The sequence below is a fragment of the Bacillus sp. OK048 genome, from assembly GCF_900103525.1.
GTDB lineage: Bacteria > Bacillota > Bacilli > Bacillales > Cytobacillaceae > Neobacillus.
Map to the genome: position 1 here is coordinate 1 of NZ_FNHN01000003.1, position 18,459 is coordinate 18,459.

At 39.8% G+C, this 18,459-nt stretch carries 20 protein-coding genes; all 20 read right to left on the minus strand.

Features of this window, described 5'->3' with window-relative positions:
* Positions 1-97: 97 nt before the first annotated feature.
* A complete protein-coding gene (locus BLR86_RS06310) occupies positions 98-1,036 on the minus strand; it encodes an ABC transporter ATP-binding protein (protein WP_090759459.1) in 939 nt (312 codons plus the stop codon).
* A 114-nt stretch (positions 1,037-1,150) separates the two neighbouring features.
* Positions 1,151-2,257, minus strand: coding sequence for a sensor histidine kinase (locus BLR86_RS06315; RefSeq protein WP_090759461.1), 1,107 nt, complete (start codon positions 2,255-2,257; stop codon positions 1,151-1,153).
* A gap of 1 nt (position 2,258) precedes the next feature.
* Positions 2,259-2,897 carry a response regulator gene (locus tag BLR86_RS06320; RefSeq protein ID WP_090759463.1) on the minus strand — a complete coding sequence of 213 codons (639 nt, stop codon included), beginning with the start codon at positions 2,895-2,897 and terminating at the stop codon, positions 2,259-2,261.
* Between the two features lie 220 nt (positions 2,898-3,117).
* Positions 3,118-3,405 (minus strand): hypothetical protein, encoded by a 288-nt coding sequence (locus BLR86_RS06325; RefSeq protein WP_090759465.1) that lies wholly within the window; start codon positions 3,403-3,405, stop codon positions 3,118-3,120.
* A 283-nt stretch (positions 3,406-3,688) separates the two neighbouring features.
* The gene (locus BLR86_RS06330) at positions 3,689-4,213 is read right to left on the minus strand and encodes a GNAT family N-acetyltransferase (protein WP_090759467.1); all 525 of its coding nucleotides are present in this window, start codon (positions 4,211-4,213) and stop codon (positions 3,689-3,691) included.
* 8 nt (positions 4,214-4,221) lie between these two features.
* Positions 4,222-4,791, minus strand: a complete 570-nt coding sequence (locus BLR86_RS06335) for a TetR/AcrR family transcriptional regulator (RefSeq protein WP_090759469.1) — start codon at positions 4,789-4,791, stop codon at positions 4,222-4,224.
* Between the two features lie 24 nt (positions 4,792-4,815).
* Positions 4,816-5,787, minus strand: coding sequence for an MBL fold metallo-hydrolase (locus tag BLR86_RS06340; RefSeq protein ID WP_254782249.1), 972 nt, complete (start codon positions 5,785-5,787; stop codon positions 4,816-4,818).
* A gap of 70 nt (positions 5,788-5,857) precedes the next feature.
* The gene (locus BLR86_RS06345) at positions 5,858-7,111 is read right to left on the minus strand and encodes an MFS transporter (protein WP_090759473.1); all 1,254 of its coding nucleotides are present in this window, start codon (positions 7,109-7,111) and stop codon (positions 5,858-5,860) included.
* Between the two features lie 188 nt (positions 7,112-7,299).
* Positions 7,300-8,223, minus strand: a complete 924-nt coding sequence (locus BLR86_RS06350; protein WP_090759475.1) for an alpha/beta hydrolase — start codon at positions 8,221-8,223, stop codon at positions 7,300-7,302.
* 103 nt (positions 8,224-8,326) lie between these two features.
* Complete coding sequence (locus tag BLR86_RS06355; protein ID WP_090759477.1) at positions 8,327-9,433, minus strand: FAD-dependent oxidoreductase; 1,107 nt, start codon at positions 9,431-9,433, stop codon at positions 8,327-8,329.
* Positions 9,434-9,497: 64 nt separating this feature from the next.
* Positions 9,498-10,253 (minus strand): GntR family transcriptional regulator, encoded by a 756-nt coding sequence (locus tag BLR86_RS06360; RefSeq protein WP_090759479.1) that lies wholly within the window; start codon positions 10,251-10,253, stop codon positions 9,498-9,500.
* Positions 10,253-10,936, minus strand: a complete 684-nt coding sequence (locus BLR86_RS06365) for a 3-oxoacid CoA-transferase subunit B (RefSeq protein WP_090759481.1) — start codon at positions 10,934-10,936, stop codon at positions 10,253-10,255. The genes BLR86_RS06360 and BLR86_RS06365 overlap by 1 nt, the downstream gene beginning before the upstream one ends.
* Positions 10,929-11,624: a 3-oxoacid CoA-transferase subunit A gene (locus BLR86_RS06370; RefSeq protein WP_090759484.1), complete on the minus strand. Its 696-nt coding sequence runs from the start codon at positions 11,622-11,624 to the stop codon at positions 10,929-10,931. Before BLR86_RS06370 ends, BLR86_RS06365 begins: the two co-directional genes overlap by 8 nt.
* A 16-nt stretch (positions 11,625-11,640) precedes the next feature.
* Positions 11,641-12,591: an MBL fold metallo-hydrolase gene (locus BLR86_RS06375; protein ID WP_090759486.1), complete on the minus strand. Its 951-nt coding sequence runs from the start codon at positions 12,589-12,591 to the stop codon at positions 11,641-11,643.
* 74 nt (positions 12,592-12,665) lie between these two features.
* Positions 12,666-14,363, minus strand: a complete 1,698-nt coding sequence (locus tag BLR86_RS06380) for a CocE/NonD family hydrolase (RefSeq protein ID WP_090759488.1) — start codon at positions 14,361-14,363, stop codon at positions 12,666-12,668.
* 51 nt (positions 14,364-14,414) lie between these two features.
* Positions 14,415-14,537 carry a hypothetical protein gene (locus BLR86_RS26755; RefSeq protein WP_302847207.1) on the minus strand — a complete coding sequence of 41 codons (123 nt, stop codon included), beginning with the start codon at positions 14,535-14,537 and terminating at the stop codon, positions 14,415-14,417.
* 190 nt (positions 14,538-14,727) lie between these two features.
* A complete protein-coding gene (locus BLR86_RS06385) occupies positions 14,728-15,144 on the minus strand; it encodes a Zn-ribbon domain-containing OB-fold protein (protein WP_090759490.1) in 417 nt (138 codons plus the stop codon).
* A 3-nt stretch (positions 15,145-15,147) separates the two neighbouring features.
* Complete coding sequence (locus BLR86_RS06390; protein WP_090759492.1) at positions 15,148-16,311, minus strand: thiolase domain-containing protein; 1,164 nt, start codon at positions 16,309-16,311, stop codon at positions 15,148-15,150.
* 41 nt (positions 16,312-16,352) lie between these two features.
* Positions 16,353-17,354 carry a phosphotriesterase family protein gene (locus BLR86_RS06395; RefSeq protein ID WP_090759494.1) on the minus strand — a complete coding sequence of 334 codons (1,002 nt, stop codon included), beginning with the start codon at positions 17,352-17,354 and terminating at the stop codon, positions 16,353-16,355.
* A 21-nt stretch (positions 17,355-17,375) separates the two neighbouring features.
* The gene (locus tag BLR86_RS06400; protein WP_090759496.1) at positions 17,376-18,404 is read right to left on the minus strand and encodes a phosphotriesterase family protein; all 1,029 of its coding nucleotides are present in this window, start codon (positions 18,402-18,404) and stop codon (positions 17,376-17,378) included.
* Between the last annotated feature and the right edge of the window lie 55 nt (positions 18,405-18,459).

An 18,459-nucleotide genomic window follows, 5' to 3' on the forward strand; every position in this document is an offset into this window, starting at 1 on the left:
GGGGTCATTTCGCCACGATTTGACACCCCGTATCATACCAAGAGGGCTCTTTATTGTTCAAGTCCCCGAAAATCCTTCTAACAGGAATGCTCCTTTCTTATTGATCGCGTAGTTTTCTTCCTGTTAATGTTAGAAATACGGTCTCCAAATTTGGTGCCTTTTCTTGTAAGGATCGAATTTCAATGTGACTGCTCATGAAATGCTCAATGATTTTGTTTAAGTTATTGACTCCCGTATCAGAGTTGATTTTTACAAAATTTTCTTCTACTAAAACTGCTTCAACGCCATTAATTTCTCTTATCGACTCTAGGTCCAGATTTTGCGTTGATTTGACCTCAATCCATACATCCTTCGTATTAGTAATAATTGATTTAAGCTGTTCCTTCGTCCCTTCAGCAATGATTTTTCCATGGTCAATGATGGCAATCCGTGAACAGATTTCCTCCACTTCCTCCATGTAGTGGCTTGTGTAAATGATGGTACATCCCATCTCGTTTAGCCTTCTTACTGAAGTAAGGATATAGTTCCTAGACTGTGGATCAATCCCCACAGTTGGTTCATCCATAATAATTAATTTAGGACGATGTGCAATCGCACAGGCAATGTTTAACCTTCTCTTCATCCCGCCTGAAAAATTTTTTGGGTAACTTTTGTGTTTATCTTGTAGTCCGACAAAGTTTAATGCTTCTTCCACTCTTTCATTTAATTCAGAACCGCGCAATCCGTAGAGCCCAGCAAAGAATTTCACATTTTCATAGGCAGTCATATCTTCATAAATAGCCAATTCCTGTGGAACCATACCAAGATTCATTTTCGCAAAACGGCTATGCTTCGCACTATTTTTCCCAAGGATACTAATACTTCCATCATTACAGCGCAAAAGCCCTGCAATCATATTGATGGTCGTGCTTTTCCCTGCTCCATTGGCTCCTAGAAAACCAAAGATTTCCCCCTCCCTAACGGATAAGGACATATTATCAACCGCAATAAAATCTGCGAATTTTTTCGTTAAGTTCTTAATTTCTAACACGTTCATCTCATCACTCCTAATCGATTGTATAAGTAAATTATAAAAAAAAAGAATGAACGCAAGTAGTGCAATCGTTCATTCTTTTCACATGAAGATATTCATATTGTGAGCATGAGAAACTCATGATTGAATCGGCAGGAGCGTAGTAACGGAAAAACTATGTGAACTGTCCACAATGATTTTTCCATTTACAGACGCTGTCCTTTCTTCCATTCCAATAATTCCCAGACCTTTTTTAATCATATCTGTTCCTAACCCATTATCCTTAACCTCAACCCTGATCATCCTATTCAATATCTTCATTTCGACTGATATTTGGGTCGCGTGCGAATACTTCATGGCGTTTGTTAATGCCTCTGTGACATTTTCATGAATGACCTTCCATTGAATCGGGGTAATGATTTCTAAATTCCCTTCATAGGTGAGTATTGCTTTTATTTGTTCTTTCGAATTAAATTCATCCATTAACAACTTCATCCGATTTATTCCTACTTGTTCCGTTGGCGGCTTCATATTTTTTAATGTCATCCGGATATTTTCTATTCCATCTTTTGAAATATTGATCGCATTTTGCAGCAGTTCCGTTGCTTTTTGGGAATCAGATTCCATCAACCTTTTGGCTGCCTCCATTTGAAATAAGGCTCCTGTCAATGAATGACCAATTTTATCATGGATTTCCTGTGATATTCGATTCCGTTCTTCTAATTTAAAGGTGTATTCTGATTGCCTTATGTATTCTGTATTATCATTTATGTTTTTCGTTAATTTTTGAAGTGATTTACGCATGGCATCTATTTGCATTTCATTCTTTTCTAGCTTCTCACTTGAAATAGACGTGATGGAAAAAATCATTAAACAAAAAATGGCCACTAATCCATATATGGGCTGAATTTGCTCATGTAGATACAAAATCGGGATAAGTGATAGAATCAAAATGGGCATTTTCTTATCGATAAATTTTGCGGCCAATTCCACAATTGACAACGGTAAAAGTAAACTGAACAAGGGATGCAGAAAGTAATAGGATACCACTGAAATACCCATCGACAGTAATAGGAGAATCACACTGACCGTGTTCACTTTAAAAATATGTTTGCTGATATTGACACTAAAATATAGAAGTAACGCGAGAACAATCCAAGCGATATCACTTATGTTTACCTGAACAAAATTGAAAGCAATAAAAATGATCAATAATAGCTTGGTAAAAAGAATCCAAAAGTCCATTTTATTCCACTTTCCCAGTGATATAGTAAATCGCAATTTGTGTTCTATGCTCGAGCCCGGTCTTGCCCAGAATGGAGGTGATGTAGTTGGCAATTGTACCTTCTGAAATAAATAATTCCTTTGATATACCCTTATTTGAAAATCCTCTAGCAATAAGGGACATAATTTCTCGTTCTCTTTCAGTAAACTGCTTCAGATCGATTTTCGTATCTGTTGCATTCGTTTCCGATAGACTACTCTTAATTTTATCTAAAATAACATCTTGAATAATACTATTACCATTCATGACACTCTTCATCGCATCTCTTATTTGTTCCGGATCATTATTTTTTAATAGATATCCTTTTGCGCCGTTTTTGATGGCATCCAGAATGTATTCATCATCATCAAATGTTGTTAGGATGATGGGCTTGGTGTTGGTTTGTTTGCAAATCAGTTTCGTTGCTTCGACACCATTCATATTGGGCATGCGAACATCGAGCAAAGCAATATCAACTTCATGCTTTAAGCAATAATCTACCGCCTCTTTTCCATCATTCACTGTGTCCAATACTTCAAACTCCGCGTATGTAGATAGAATAATTTTCAAACCTTCTCGAATAAATGAGTTATCATCCGCGATTAAAACTTTGATTTTCATATGATGGGGAAATTCTCCCTCTGCTCACATCCTCTTTTTGACTATATCTAACTGATATTATAGTATTTTATCATTTTTCCTTAACAAATGGGAAAGTTTGGATTAATACTGGAACAATAAAAAGCGACTCTTGGTTAATCAAGAATCGCCTCTGTTTTTGTTAAAAAGGAAAACCAAAAGTTTTTGCTTAGCATCTCAAATTATTCAAAATCATTGAGGATTACAGTTTATTTCTTATCTCATTATAAAGAGCAACAATAATCTCAATATTATTATCAATAAAATTAAGTCGTTCTCTTGAAACCTTTGTCCATTCATCAGAAAAATTGATGGCTGACATGATGTGTTTAAGATTAAAAGTATATCCTTCGTGAAGTTCCGATATGACATAACTCACTCCTACATGTTTCCCTGCTTTACCGATAATTCCTTCAATGTCATTTATTAGCCACTCCGGAGCAACCTCCGTCGATTTTTTTAGTAATAATTCATATTCTTCATTAAACATCTGTTTTCCTCCTGATTATATCTAAAATTCTTACAGTAAATCAATTAAAACCAATAATAACCATATGTAAAGTATTCGACTTATTCTCTACCATCATAACATCTTTACAAAGAAATTCTAACGTTTAGAAATAGATTTCAATACGAACTTTTATTAAAAGTAAAATTTTATTCCACAATATCAAAATGGGAGGAACATTATTCCCATCTATTCAGCTTCATTGAAAAAATCAGGTCCAATTTTTATTATGGACTCGCTCGCTTAATTGTATATACACTTATTTTTATCTTAAGTATTTCTCCATCCGGATATCCTTCCACATTTTATCCTGCCAATAGGTGAAATTCTCGATACGACCGATTTCCTCATAGCCAAGTTTACGATAGAGTTTTTGAGCCTGTGTGTTAAATTCAAATACGCCCAATTCAATTCGATGTAAACCGTACTTCTTAATTTCTTCCTCTAAGAATTGAATTGCCTTATATCCGATCCCTTTCCCCCTGGCCTCTGGCTCCCCAATTGCAATCCCAATCCAAGCGGTACCAGGGTCTTTTTTATATAGGTGACTCGGATCTACCGTAAAGTTCATTTCACCTACTAATTTGTCATTAAGATAAATAAGATAGGTATGATGATGAACCAGGCGTTGTATTAGATCATCCAGTGTCATGCTTTCGCGTCGTTCCAGTGCTTCCTTAGTTTGATTAGGACGAGTCAATGGAATTAACACTAGATCGTTGTCCCAGCGATTTAATACCTCAACATGTGAAATACTGGGGTTCGTTAATTTTTCAAAAAACAGATTCATTTTCCACCTCATTTCTCCATTTTATTACTCAATAGTGTAGGTAATACATCCACCATAACTTTTAGGGGATTACTTGTTTTTTGTGTTAAACAGAGCAAAATAGCACCTTCTAGTGAAGCCGTCATCATAACAGCAATGGACTTGGCCGATTCTTCCGAGAAGCCGTCTACTAATAGCTTGTTCGAATAGATGCGTTGCATTTTTATGTATAAGTTTGAACAGGCATTTCGAACCGGATCACTTAGTAATGCCATTTCGCTAATGATACTACTAAACGTGTAAGCAGATATCGTTCCTTCCAATTCAAAATTAACCATTAACTGTTCAATCATGGCAGTTGTGGCTTCAATAGTTGTCGGATACCGTTCAAATATATCCTCAATATCATTGGTCATATCTTCACTCATTGACTGAAGGCAGGCAATAAGTAATTCTTCTTTGCCATTTGGAAAATGATGATAAAGGGAGCCTTTTGAAAAATTACCAACTTTTAAGATTTCTGTTAAACCAACACCTATATATCCTTTTTGTTGAAACAGCTTTTTTGAAATGTCGATCATCATTGATTTTGTATCCATTTCCGTAGTAAGCCTCCACCATATCTAGTTGCAATAATAATACCAAATTCCCTTCTTCATTTCCTTACTTATTTTTCCTTGTAATTCAAGATAATCTAACGTTCCAATAATTTTAGACATTGTATGGAAAAACTTCTTTTCATACTTTTCTTTATATAACCATTGAGCTAATTCACTTGCGGTTGACATTCCCAATTGTATCAAGTTTATGTATTTGTTGGCTCTCTCGTCTATTTCTTTTATTCTCTCTTTAATTAAATCAATAGTATTTTCTATTATGCTACCGTGCCCAGAAAAAATAAGTTCTGCCTGTAGTGATATACATTTTTCTAGTGACTGCTTTTGTTGTAACAAGGATTTTGTCCGTGTCCCATCAAAATCTGGTTCAACCATAGCATTGCTTGGTATATGTTCCATTAATAAGTCACCCGCAAATAGCCATTTACACTCCTTATGATAAAAAGCCAACTGGTCAGGAGCATGCCCTGGAATTTCAATTATATCAAAACCCAAAAGATGGTTATGAGTGATTTCTTGAATTTCACAATCTATTTTTTTATTCTTTTTTAGAATAATAGGATTACGTAAATCAGCTACTTGTTTCTCCCCAAACACACCGCAGCCCATCTCTTGGTATAGCTTTCTAAAAAATTCTATCCTCATTTTCATATATTGTGGGTCTCTATTCAGTACTAGTTTGGCATAAGGATGTGCATATACGGGAATGGAATGAGAGGCTAGAACGCGGTTGACTAAGCCAATATGGTCGATGTGGTTATGCGTTAGTAAAATTGTTGTGATATCAGTTAATGAATAATTATGATCATTTAAAATCATTTGTAAAGCATTCCAGCAATCATCATTGTTCAATCCAGCATCAATTAACGTTAAGGAATTTGCTTGTTTAAATAAGAAAAAGTTAATACTACTTAATTTATTGGAAGTAGGAACTATAACAGGATATACCTCCATATTGTTCTTTTTAAACATCGTCATTCACCGCCTCTAAAATAAAGTATAACTAAGCCCACATCTTTGGAGAAGAAGCGGGCTTAGTTATTACCTATTAACCTTGGAAATTTGTTTTGATGTCATGCTCTCGGGTAATTTGAACTTTAGCTGGTGCTGTTTCTTTATACAGAAAACAGAATAGGAATGCAAGAGCGCCTGCAGCTGCAGCTACGTATAATGGTGTTTGAATACCATAGATGTCAGCTAAAGCACCATTCACCATTGGATTTAAGAATCCACCAATTAACTCACCAATACCGATCGTTAAACCGATGGCAAGCCCTGAGTATTGTAATGGAACAGACTCAACTGGAATAACGGACATCGACATACCTATGACACCTGAACCAGCCGAACCGATGAATAAAAGAAGCATCATTAATGGAATTGAATCCACTAAAACGATGGAAAGTGGAATCAGAATTAACAAAAAGCCAGAAACTAATGAAGCAGGTTTACGACCAGTGCGCTCCGAAAGTGTCGGAATTAAGAAACCAAAAATTGCATACCCCACCCCGAATGAAGCCATGACGAAACTCATTGTTGTTTCCGATAAACCTTTTGCTTGTACCAAATAGGTTGGCCCAAAAATTTGAAATGCCATAAGTGTTGTCATCACTAAACTGAATATAACAACAGATAACCAAATATTGCGATGCTTAAGTACATCTTTAACTTTAATTTTTTCAGTCGATTTTATAGCATGCATAGCATGGAATTTCTCTGGATCTGGATTTTTAACTTGTTTGAAGATGACAAAACTTAAAATAATTCCTGGAATAATAGTTAAATAGAATGCCGTATGCCAGTCAAAATTTGTTGCTAATGCAACGATTACTACTGGTGCTAAAATGCTTCCGAATAAAGCGTTACTTGTGTTCATAGTAAAACCTAAGTTAAATCCTTTACGACGCTCTGATGATTCCATCGCTAAAATCGATTGTGTTTGCGGAATCAGTGGACCTTCTACGATACCCATTATTAGACGCAGTACGAATAACATGGCAAATGACTGTGCTAAACCATGCATTAATGACACCACCGAGAATGCCAATACTAAAACCGCTAACATTGATTTCTTACTTTTTACTTTATCTGAAATAAATCCACCTAATGGACCAGAAACTGACCAAGTTAATGCAAGAGCAGCTCCAAGTAATCCTAATTGCGTGTAGTTTAAACCTAAATCAACAGAAATCATTGGAAATAGGTAGTTAATCGCTAAACGGTCAAAGAATACGAATCCGATTGTGAAGAAGACGATTACTACTAACTTGTTTTCATATGTCCAAAACTTTTTCTTTTCCATTAAATAAAACATCCTTCCTTACAATCACGTATTGTTACAGTTTTTAAAATGAATCATGAAATACGTTGATACAAAGATGTTTTGGTTCTGAATATTGAGAATATTTTTATCGTGCTAAACGGAAGTAATCAAGCGCATTGACTTTGGCTGAATCGCGGGTGATTACTTCCGTGTAAGTAACTTTTATCCTACCTTGCTAAAAAGTCGGCTGTCCTTTTATAGACGTCTTTATATTCATCAAGATGCGTAAATTTGCCTAAGAAACCATGTGTTACACCTTCATAGCGTTTTACTTCAACGGATACACCACAATTTTTTAGGTTCTCAGCAAAAAGTTCTCCTTCATCTCGAAATGGATCATACTCTGCTGTGATGACAAGAGCTGCTGGAAGGTTTTCTAAATTTTCTTCTCGAATCGGTGAAACAAGCGGATTATCTGTATCCACATTCCCTAATAAATAGAAGGAATTAATTTCTGCTAATTGTTCACTCTCTACGAAATAGCCCTTACCATTTTCCACTAATGATGGATAACGGAATTCACTAAAGTCGAGGTCTAGGGATGGATAAAATAATACTTGCTTCGTAATGGTAAATTCCTTTTTATCCCGAGCCATTAGAGAAACCGCAGCGACTAAGTTACCGCCAGAACTATCCCCTGCGATAGCTAGGTTCTTCCCATCCCATTTTAATTCGTCTTTATGTTCGGTTGCCCATTTTGTTACATTATAGGAATCTACTAATGCAGCAGGAAATGGGTGTTCAGGAGCAAGTCGATACCCAACAGAAACAACTTTATATCCTGATTCCATACAAATCGGGCGAACTACTTCATCATGACTCTCTAAATTTCCCGACATAAAAGCGCCACCATGGAAATACATGAGTATTGGATAAGAATCTGCTTCCTTTGGTGTATAAATTCTTACTGGTATATCTGCTTCAGTAGTCGCAATTGATCTTTCTTCTACCGAATAAACTTGCACACGTTGTTCAACTGGTAAAACAGGTGCATCGAACATTTTTCTATGACTTTCTGGAATGATTTTTGGCTTAGTATCGGATTTTGGAACAAAATCCAATATTTTCTTTATCTCAGGATGTACAGGCATTTGCAAAACCTCCGTATTTCAATCCGTCGCTTACTTGGTTGAATAAGCACAGAATATTCCTATCATGGTTAATATTTTTGAAAGTTATTGTCAAAAAACTTCCTTATTCAGCAGAATTTTCAAAGAATTCTTTTTCAGGGAAAAAGGTATCTTCCTTATCATTGTGGAACTGACGTGATAAATTTTGAAATAAATGGCAAACTGGTTTTCTTTGAGTCTCATACTTTTGTAAAGCTTCCGCAACGGAATCAGATTCTAGTAAACATTCAGCCAATACCCCGGCATCTTGAATAGCCATATTTGCCCCTTGACCTTGGTTATGAAGCATTGAATGAGCAGCATCCCCTAGCAACGTGATGCATTCATTGCTCCATTGTTGAACTGGATCGATATCATATAGTGCGCGAACATCCCAATGATTAACATTTTCCGCAATCTTCTGGAAATCAGGATGGAAGTTCTTTAATTCATTGAGCATGTCTTCTTTCGGCACGTTTGGTCTACCAGTTCGGTCATGGTGTGGTACGGTAATATCGACGGAAACTTGATTCCGATATTTTAATGGCAGCAGATATAAATTGACTTTATCATTTGCGACAATTCGGAGTGTGTCACCAGTTGCCAACCCATATGTTTCATCCACATTAACAAGAGCACGATAGGCATGATAGCTGTGGAAAACAGGGTCAGCTTGACTAAAAAATAGATTTCGGGTAAGGGAACGAATACCATCTGCACCAATGACCAAATCCACTTCCACTTTGACGCCGTTTTCAAACTCAATCTCTGCATAATCGCCATGGCGAACGATGTTTTTACACTTATGATTCAAATGTAGGTATTCAGATGGTATGGCATTGATTAGCGTGTCCAGACAGTCTGCGCGATGAATTAATCTCGCCCATTTTTCATTCGGGTCATCTGTTAAAGTTGGCCATTGTTCCTTTAGTAACACTTCTGCTTGATCTGAAAGGATCTCTATTTGGAGGCTTTTATGGGTTACTCTTTCAATTTCTTCTTGAAGTCCCCATTTCGTGATGTAATGGATGGATGGCGGACGTAAACCGATACCTGCTCCTACCTCTTTTATAGCTGCTGCTTGCTCATAGACTTCGACATTAAATCCTGCATGACGTAAAGCTACCGCTGCTGACGCCCCACCAATACCTGCACCGAGAATTGCAATTCTTAAAGTAGATTTTGATTTCATATATATTTCCCTCCTAAATTTTTAATTTAATCGCTTTCATAATTAAACAGGAAAGGCAAAAATCTCAACGATTTACCGTAAAGGAAAACTTGTAGTCATCGGCTTTATGAACAGCCCTTCTCCAGCCTATGAGTCTATCATTACGCGTGTACAACTTTGTCTCAATTACGAGAATAGGATTCCCGATCTTGATCCCCAAAAGCTCTGCCTCCATGCTGTTAGCACCTGACGCACTAATTTGGTGATCACCTCGTGAAACATAAATGCCTTGTTCATTCTCGAGAAGCCTGAAGACACTATCGACCTTCTCAACCTCTCGTTTACCCAGTTTGATATCCTCCGGGATGTTCAAATAGGTCTGCGTCCATACCAGTGGTTTCCCTTTGAGAAAGATTAAACGGGATATTCTCAGAACCTTATCACTCGGGGTAAGACCAAGAATTGCGCACAGTTTCTTTGAAGATAACACACGGTCAACACTTAATATTTTCGATGAGCACTCTAAACCCTGGTCCCGAAGGAATCCAACGAGTCCTCCTAACTCTAACCCTGGTGGTCGTACTGGGAGTTCCTGAACAGGGAAGGTTCCCTTCGCCCGCTCTCGATAAACGTACCCTTCATCGGCAAGCTCCTTCAGTGCCTGGCGAACAGGCGCACGACTGACATGGAAGCGCTGAACAAGTTCATACTCGGTGTTGATGGGGCGATCCGTTTCACCAACAGCTGCCTGTATCTCCTTTATCAATATTTCTTTAATTTGTTTATAAAGCGGCACCGATGAGCCGCGATCAATGGTGTGTTTAATCGAATATATAACCATTATTTTCCAACGTCTCCTTGTGCAAGCCCTTTGGCATGGATTTTAAGTGGAGCTGCAGTACGTTCCTGCAAGTATTCGAATGTAACGCCTGGCGCAAGTTCTTGGACGACAAGGCCATCATCAGTCACTTCAATCACCGCAAGATTTGTATAGATTCGATCTACACAGCGCGGGGCAGTAAGGGGATATGTGCATTCCTCTACGATTTTCGGCGTACCCTTACTCGTATGCTGCATGCAAAGGAAAATACGTTTTGCACCGACCGTTAAATCCATTGCACCTCCAACTCTTCCAAGAGGATCGTTCGGTACCTTCCAACTTGCAAGGTCACCATACATCGAGACTTGGAATGCGCCAAGTACCGCTGCATCAAGGTGACCACCACGGATCATGGCGAATGAGTCTGATTGTGAGAAAAAGCTGCCACCCGGTTTTAATGTGATTGGTTCCTTACCAGCATTAACAAGGTCCATATCCTCATTTCCTGGTTCAGGTTTTGGACCCAGCCCAAGAAGACCATTCTCACTATGAAGAATAATTTCCCGACCTTCAGGAATCACATCAGCCACAAGTGTGGGTATACCAATACCAAGATTTACGAACCATCCATCTTCCAAATCTTGAGCAACTCTGGTTGCTAACTCTATCTTTGACCATCCAACCTTCAGTTCGTCTTTAACCATTTACTAACACCCTCCCTTCATGTTCATTTTCCAATTTTACTAAACGGTGGACGTAGACACTCTGCGTCGCTATATTCTCTGGATCCAACTCCCCGACTTCTACAATTTCATCTACCTCGGCAATGGTAATACGTGCTGCTGTCGCCATTACCGGGTTAAAATTACGTTGTGTTTTATTGTAAACAAGATTTCCCCAACGATCTGCTCGATATCCCTTAATAAAAGCAAAGTCACCAACTATGGCATTTTCTAAGACATGCACACGTCCATTAAAAACACGTGTTTCCTTGCCTTCTCCAAGTTCAGTGTGCGCAGCAGTCGGTGTGTAAAAGGCTGGAATCCCTGCACCACCTGCACGGATCCGCTCTGCTAAAGTTCCTTGAGGGGCAATTTCCAACTCGATTGTGCCTTCCTGAAGCCGCGCAATCAAATCGTCAGCGTGTGGACCAACAGGGAAAGAGCAGATAATCTTTTTTACTTGATTGTTGCTGATTAATGCTGCAACGCCATCGCTTACTGCTCCAATATTATTTGATACAACTGTTAGATTCTTCGCTCCCTGCTTAACAAGGGCTGCAATGAGATGGGAAGGTAGTCCGCTTCCCCCAAATCCACCAATAAGCAATGTTGCTCCATCATGTATATCAGCCACAGCCTTAGCTGTACTTTCAAACTTCTTTTGGATCATGTCCATTTTCCTCCTCTCATTTTACATGTGAGCTTACTAGTTCTTCATGGTAACCATTCATCGTTACAAAAAATGCGCACGGTAGGTTCCGTGGATCACCTGTATAGCCTATTTCGGCAGCAAGTGCGGCGAATGGTCCGTACAATTCATGCGTTTGTGCAGAATGTCCATCTGGTAAAGTACGTTTCACCAAGTCACTCAATTTGGCATCCATATCAAGGCTGGCTTGTAAGACGGATGCAACTTGTTCACCATCGATTTGCGCACTTACCATTTCGCCGATGTTATTTCGGAATGGATGACCTAAGAACAATCTGTTAGGACGAACATCTTCCAACAACCGCTGGACACTTTTTCGATATAAGCTCGGTTTTTCAATCGTTGGTAACCCACTAAAACCGCCATACATTTGAACAGCATCCGCTGCAAATGCCCAATTTAATCTATCCAAAACAAATGTCACAGAACCAATTGAATGTCCTGGAGTTTCAATCACTTTTAATGTGATATCTTTTCCAAGTTGGATGGAATCACCCTCAACAACCTCCAAGTCCGGTTCGATCGTACCACCAATATCTGTTGTTAACATGGTGATATGTTTTTCTTGTAATACTGGATCGGTGATAAATTTTCCTTGAAGAGACATGTAATCAACAATTTGTTCCTTCTTATCACGTAAAAGTCGAGCTTCTTTTTTGGGTATCACTACTTTTGCGGTTCTTCCTGTTTTTTCCCATACTGCATAAGCACCCCCGAGGTGATCGACATGACCATGCGTCAGTAAAATCCAACGAATATCTTCTATGCGGATTCCATGTTTAGCTAATGTCGGCTCAATGTCTTGTAATGCAGAGACATTCACGCCGGTATCAATAATGGCCGGTTCGGGTGCATCCACGTAGTATGCAAAGGCGGAAATTGGACCAAATTTACATTCAATTGGTATTACACGTACTGAACTAGTCATGTTGTTCACCCCTTTACCCTATTATGCGGACCTGACCGCTACGCATCGCTTGATGTTTGGTAGGTCCGCTTGTTTTACTGATTGGTGACGTCGTATTCCTTAGGAATAACTGGCAGCACTAAACGTGATTGATGATCTGTATCACGATAGATTCTATGAGTGGTTGCACGCCCACTTGGTAAATGGTAGCTATCTGGCGGCAGTAATTTTGCATCTTCTCCATCAAGTGGTTCGTTACATGCAAGTTCTAATTCAATCCGATGTCCTGGTTTAATTAAGAATGAGAATGGATATAAACGGATCGCATACTCGTTAATTTCTCCAGGAGTTACTGGTACCACACGGTTATGTGGGTGCCATGGCTCACCGTAGGTTGATTTTTCTTCATTTAATTCGCGATGAGATGCTTTTAAATAACCTGATGTCATTAAAGTACGTTTACCGCTTGGATCCACATCATGTAGCTTGGCAATGAAGTTTGTATCGTCTGTATCGATTTCTGCATGAATATATAATGCTCCTGTACCTGTCATTTCTACAGACTCACAGAATTTATCACTCGTCCATTTAATCTTTTCTGATGTGGTTGTTACGGTTAATGGTGCTTGGTAAAAGCCATCTGGATGGGCATATTGCGATGTTAACGGTTCTGGTTTCTCGCTAATTTTGTGGCGAGGACGTAAGTAAAACTCTTTCTTTTCTTCATATTGTAATGGCCAATGATCCTCTTTGCGCCATTTGTAAGAACCTTCTACAGAGAATTGCACGGTTGGTTCATCCATAATGCCATTATCAATCCCTTTTAACCAGTAATCATACCAGCGGAACATTTCATCATGACTTTCATGGAATGGGCGCTCTAACATAGGCGGTAATGCTTGGATATCTAGTTTTTTAATGCCTGATACTTTGTGGAAGCACTCAATTGTCCCTTCAACATTCCAACCGCGGCCCCATTTTGCTTGGAAGTAAGTTGGGATGTTTACTTTATGAGCGACTTCGATCGCACTGTCTTTTTGCCAAAATGGTCCATCTAGTGGATTTAACAAGTAATCCATCCATAATTCGTGACGGTCTTGATAATGTAAGAGGTGAACGAAATCCGACCAATGTGCGATATCTGGGTCATTTAATCGTTCTTGTGTTTTTTCTTTAATCTCTTCTGGGGTAAACACTTTCGATGTTTTACTAGCTACGTTATTGAATGCGTTACCGCTGTCACCGCCACGTCCTTCACGAGAAGCACGAGGCATTAACCACATGATGCCGCCATGGTAGCAAAGTTCATATAGATCGAAGTGACCACCGTTTGCAAAGATTGCTTTTAAGTGTGGCGGCTGCTCTGCTGCACCTAAGATTTGAACAGAAGCAAAGTATGAAATTCCGATCATCCCGATATTGCCATCGCACCAATCTTGCTCAGCCATCCATTCAACGAGGTCATAAATATCCTTACCGTCGCCATGACCACCTGAATTATAGTTACCGCACATTTCACCTTCAGAGTGGCCAGTACCGCGAACGTCAGCGATGATATGCGCATAGCCTTGCTTGACAACAGCACGGATATCGCCTGCCTCAATTGCGCCGTTCCAAAGATGACTTGGACGTGCTTGTGGAGGTAATGTTAACGCTTGTGCTTGCAGTTCCTTCCCATACGGGCTAAGTGCAAGTAATGCTGGTACTTTTTCTACTCCATCAGGAAGGTAGATATCAGCAGCGATATGTACGCCGTCCCGCATGGGAATGCTTACATTCTTTTTGATTATCATCTAAATCCACTCCTCTTCTTCGTCCTTCTAAGTAGTAATGAATCTTTATGATTAGATTTTTATAGATTCATAAAATCCGCCTAGTAAACTCCATTGGTGACCACTTTCTTGTTTTCCATCAAGTTTTGGGCTCCAATGAGCTCTATTGGTGACCACTTTCTCGATTTTCATCAAGTTTTGGGCTCCAATGAGCTCTATTGGCGACCACTTTCTCGGTTTTCATCAAGTTTTGGGCTCCAATGAGCTCTATTGGCGACCACTTTCTTGGTTTTCATCAAGTTTTGGGCTCCAAAAAACTATTGTCTATTAATCTTAGTTGTAACAATCCGATACTCTTATAGTTTGTATTGATTTATCAATATCCTTATAGGTCCACAATCGGTGTGAAGCATGGTATATAAGGACCCGGATTAGCTTGCTCGCCACTTTGCTTAAATACCACTTTAACTCTTTGGTTGATGTGTACTGTATCTAAGTCACAATTAACGATATTTGTCATCATTCTCGGGCCTTCATCGAGTTCAACAAAGGCAATTGCATAAGGAACGCCTCGTCGCATTACGCTATATGTGTAAATACTTCCCGTTCCCTTTGCTTCCACCCAGCTTGTCTTGTCACTCATGCAGTGCGGACAGAGCACACGAGGATAATAATGATACTCTCCACAGGAATTACACTGTTTTACCAGCAGCTTTCCTTCTGCGGCAGTATCCCAATATTCTTTATGTTCCGGATAAATCTCAGGGATTGTCATCGTTCTTTCTTGATAGGTAGTTCCCATTCTTTACACCCTCTCCATAATAAGAGTTGCACTACCGTGACGGCTTGCTAGTCCGCCGCCAGTACCGTGGGCTAACGCGATATCACAATTTTCAACCTGTACTTTTGGGTGTGCCTCACCACGCAGTTGACGGACAGCCTCGATTACCTTTACGATACCGCCTCGACTAGCAGGATGATTGTTATTTAACCCGCCACCATCTGTATTAATTGGAAGCCTGCCGATTCCCGAAATTAGGTTCCCATCAGCGACAAACTTGCCGCCTTCACCCTTTTTACAAAAACCTAAATCTTCAAGCTGCATTAACACAGTAATGGTGAAGCTATCATATATGGACGCATATTTAATATCTGAAGGTGTAACTCCCGCTTCCTCAAAAGCTCTTGGTCCTGACCATACAGCGCCTGAATAAGTAAGATCCGTTTTGCCCCCACGTAATCCTTTTGCTGCTTCACCTGCACCCAGCACCCGGACAAGTGGCCGTTTCAAACTTTTTGCTATTTCTGGTTTTACAATCACTAAGGCACCGCCGCCATCGCTTACCACACAGCAATCCAATTTATGTAATGGGTCAGCAATCATTGTGGATGAAAGTACGTCTTCCACTGTCACTAGATCCTTCAGCATTGCATATGGATTGTATTGTGCATGATGGGAAGCTGCCACTTTTACCCAGGCTAATTGCTCGCTCGTCGTGCCGTATTCATACATATGACGCATCGTCGCCATTGCATATTCATTCACAGCCGTAGGTCCAAAAGGAAGTTCGAAAGGTGTATCTGGAACATTTGCACCAACTAGTTTCTGTTTAACACCACTCCTGCCTTCAGAGCGTGGACGACCTGCCATGGTGATTAATGCGACATTGCATTTTCCTGCTGCGATTGCTTGAGCAGCGTGGGAAACGTGAGCAATGTATGATGAGCCGCCAGTGTCTGTACCGTCTACGTGTCGTACATTTAATCCTAAATAATCGACCATTGACAGCACACCCCCTGGAGCGTCACCGGCACAAAAATAACCATCTACATCTGCTAATGTAAGTCCTGCATCTTCTAGGGCGCCTTTCGCACATTCAGCATGTAAGGCTGCTACGGATTTATCCGGAGCCTTACGTGTTGGATGTTCAAACGCCCCAGCAATATAAGCCATACCTTTAATCGTCATCTATTTTAACCTCCCGTGATAAAAAGCTTCCGTTATTCTTATTAACGTGATTCTTGCACGGTTTGTCTTTTTGCAGGATTGATTTCTTTAGGCTCCTGCATCGTTAGGAATTTCGTTGGATTGTGGACTAAAAGTTGTTCAAATACTTCTTCACCTACACCAGCTTTCCGAAGATCCGGTAAGAATTCTTCAAACAGGTAGTTTACTGAATGTCCTTTTAATCCTGGCCATCCTAGAGCACAACAATTGGCATCAGCCGATATAAGGGCACGGTCAACATAACCTTTATCAAGGAAACGAAGGAAATGTTCAACGCGATCTTGTCGTGGACGAGACCAATATGGTGAACCTACCATCTCACTGTCATAACCGATCGTATCGAAGCCAACCCAACCACCAAGATCTGCAATCAGGTTATCACGGTTTTCATCGAGATAGCCGCCATCATCCGCATGACCCATCAGTACGCGATCAAGTGATAAGCCCTCTTCATCGAAGATGGCAATGGCTGTTTCAGCATCCACGCATAAATGTGTAATGATTGGAACACCTGTTTTTAATGCCGCTCGTGCTGCTGCACGATAAATGCGTTTATCAAGTTCGCTTAGTTTTCCTCCGCGGCTGACACCTACTTTAATCGCACCCGCTTTTGCGCCAGTCCCGTCAATACCAACCGTAATTTCATGGATGAATAAATCCATCAAATACTCGACTGATTTGTCACGGAAATATGGTAAAGCAGAATCTCCTGCAACAAAGCCAGTTACAGCAATAATATGAACGCCCGTTCTACGAGAAAGTACTTGGAAATATTCAACATCGCGTCCGTTTCCAATTCCTGTGCAATCTACGAATGTTTTTCCGCCATGCTCACGGAAACGACGTAGCTTTTCAATTGTCACTTCAAACGCTTCTTCAGGTTTTTTCCACCATTGTGTGTCTAAGTCACATCCTGGGAGACCAAATCCAATATGTTCATGGACAGCGATGATTCCTAAATCTTCTACTGGAATTGGACCTAAAACCGTATTTACCTTAGCCATATATCTATTCACTCCTCACAGTTAGTTTTTAACGGATTCTTTTTCCATCGTTACTGATGACGCAACAGTTAGGACACGTTGTGGGTTATCTTCTAACAAAGTACGAACTTGTTCGTCCGAAACTCCGGCTTTCTTTAACATTGGTACGAATGTTTTCAGTAAGTAATCATAGCTGACATCTTTTGCAGCATGACCTTTGGCAACACCTACGGCATTTGTTGAAATGAGTACACGACCGCCAAGACCTTCTTTAAATAGTTGGACAATTAATTGAACACGTTGTTCATCATTAACATAACCTTCGTGTGTAGCCCAGCCAACATGGTCTAATGCAACAAAAGCACCTTGACGCGCTACACCGAATACTTCTTTACGTTCTACCGCATCAAGTCGGTCAAGTCCTCCGATAATGACTCGGTTTGGTTCAATGCCTTCAGCTAATAAAATTTCAAGATCATTAACAGCATCTGCGCCATATTGTATGGATACAGGTACTCCTGTTGAGAGAGCTGCTTGTGCAGTACCACGGAAAAGATTTGTTTCTTTTTCTGTAATCCCACTTTGACTTGCGATTGATGTCACTATTCCTGCTAGACCGGAACGTTCAATTCGTGGTACAACGATTCCTTCTGTTACCTCTTTAGCGAATAAATCAGCAAATTGTTCTGCAGACCATGGTGTAGGCGGATTTTTTTGTGGTGTAACAAAGTAACCGCTTAACATCGGCTCTGGACCTAATCCTGTTGATGCTATGATATGTACACCAGTTGTCTTAGATAGTGTTTCGTAAAGTTTCACATCGCGGCCATGGAACATACCGCTGTAATCGACAATTGTTTTTCCTCCAGCTCGGAGGAAATCAGTAAGCTTTCTTTTTAAGACGTCAAAGATCTCGCTCTTGTCCATGTGAATCTCTGGCGCATATTCTGCACCCGGGAAAACAGAAAGTAGTGATTCATGAATGAGCACTACACCTAATTCTTCAGCTGGTACTAGTCCGAGAACCGTACGAACAACAGATGAACTTTTTTCTTGTAAATTTTCTAGCATTGTAAAACCTCCTATCAATTTATATATCCTTACCTTTAAGTTGTTAAAGGCAAAG

Bases quoted from the DNA above. Each gene is read 5' to 3' on its own strand.
- BLR86_RS06310 (WP_090759459.1), bottom strand. From the start codon at position 1,036: ATGAACGTGTTAGAAATTAAGAACTTAACGAAAAAATTCGCAGATTTT.
- BLR86_RS06315 (WP_090759461.1), bottom strand. From the start codon at position 2,257: ATGGACTTTTGGATTCTTTTTACCAAGCTATTATTGATCATTTTTATT.
- BLR86_RS06320 (WP_090759463.1), bottom strand. From the start codon at position 2,897: ATGAAAATCAAAGTTTTAATCGCGGATGATAACTCATTTATTCGAGAA.
- BLR86_RS06325 (WP_090759465.1), bottom strand. From the start codon at position 3,405: ATGTTTAATGAAGAATATGAATTATTACTAAAAAAATCGACGGAGGTT.
- BLR86_RS06330 (WP_090759467.1), bottom strand. From the start codon at position 4,213: ATGAATCTGTTTTTTGAAAAATTAACGAACCCCAGTATTTCACATGTT.
- BLR86_RS06335 (WP_090759469.1), bottom strand. From the start codon at position 4,791: ATGGATACAAAATCAATGATGATCGACATTTCAAAAAAGCTGTTTCAA.
- BLR86_RS06340 (WP_254782249.1), bottom strand. From the start codon at position 5,787: ATGACGATGTTTAAAAAGAACAATATGGAGGTATATCCTGTTATAGTT.
- BLR86_RS06345 (WP_090759473.1), bottom strand. From the start codon at position 7,111: ATGGAAAAGAAAAAGTTTTGGACATATGAAAACAAGTTAGTAGTAATC.
- BLR86_RS06350 (WP_090759475.1), bottom strand. From the start codon at position 8,223: ATGCCTGTACATCCTGAGATAAAGAAAATATTGGATTTTGTTCCAAAA.
- BLR86_RS06355 (WP_090759477.1), bottom strand. From the start codon at position 9,433: ATGAAATCAAAATCTACTTTAAGAATTGCAATTCTCGGTGCAGGTATT.
- BLR86_RS06360 (WP_090759479.1), bottom strand. From the start codon at position 10,253: ATGGTTATATATTCGATTAAACACACCATTGATCGCGGCTCATCGGTG.
- BLR86_RS06365 (WP_090759481.1), bottom strand. From the start codon at position 10,936: ATGGTTAAAGACGAACTGAAGGTTGGATGGTCAAAGATAGAGTTAGCA.
- BLR86_RS06370 (WP_090759484.1), bottom strand. From the start codon at position 11,624: ATGATCCAAAAGAAGTTTGAAAGTACAGCTAAGGCTGTGGCTGATATA.
- BLR86_RS06375 (WP_090759486.1), bottom strand. From the start codon at position 12,591: ATGACTAGTTCAGTACGTGTAATACCAATTGAATGTAAATTTGGTCCA.
- BLR86_RS06380 (WP_090759488.1), bottom strand. From the start codon at position 14,363: ATGATAATCAAAAAGAATGTAAGCATTCCCATGCGGGACGGCGTACAT.
- BLR86_RS06385 (WP_090759490.1), bottom strand. From the start codon at position 15,144: ATGGGAACTACCTATCAAGAAAGAACGATGACAATCCCTGAGATTTAT.
- BLR86_RS06390 (WP_090759492.1), bottom strand. From the start codon at position 16,311: ATGACGATTAAAGGTATGGCTTATATTGCTGGGGCGTTTGAACATCCA.
- BLR86_RS06395 (WP_090759494.1), bottom strand. From the start codon at position 17,354: ATGGCTAAGGTAAATACGGTTTTAGGTCCAATTCCAGTAGAAGATTTA.
- BLR86_RS06400 (WP_090759496.1), bottom strand. From the start codon at position 18,404: ATGCTAGAAAATTTACAAGAAAAAAGTTCATCTGTTGTTCGTACGGTT.